Consider the following 357-nt stretch of genomic DNA (forward strand, 5'->3'; position numbering starts at 1 on the left):
GCGTCAGGCTTGAACGGACGGCATAGGCATAGATGCGGTCCATCGGCTCGCCACTGAGCGCCTTCGCGCGCGCGACCTTGCCTTGCTGCGTCGACACCAGGCCCGCGCTGGTCAGCTGGCGCAGCGCCTCGCGTGCAATCGGCTTGGAGACGCCGAACTCCCGGGCGATCTCGCCTTCCGGCGGCAACGCCTCGCCAGGGGCGATGCGTCCGTCGAACAGCGCCGCTGCGATTGCATCGGAGACCCCATCCGCAAGGCGTGATGGGCTCGCGGGCTTCACGGCGAAAATCGATTTGCGTGCTGCTTCTGTGGCCATTCGGGATCCTCTTTTGGCTGCCTAGCACGATTGTCCCAAAC

General features: G+C 65.8%; 1 protein-coding gene. It reads right to left on the reverse strand.

What is annotated here, in order from left to right; all coding sequences use genetic code 11:
- Nucleotides 1–316: GntR family transcriptional regulator (locus tag EN857_RS33625; protein WP_135897699.1), on the reverse strand; the 316-nt coding region annotated here is incomplete at its 3' end.
- Between the last annotated feature and the right edge of the window lie 41 nt (nt 317–357).

The sequence above is a fragment of the Mesorhizobium sp. M4B.F.Ca.ET.214.01.1.1 genome (assembly GCF_004791545.1).
In the GTDB taxonomy this organism is placed as follows: domain Bacteria; phylum Pseudomonadota; class Alphaproteobacteria; order Rhizobiales; family Rhizobiaceae; genus Mesorhizobium; species Mesorhizobium abyssinicae.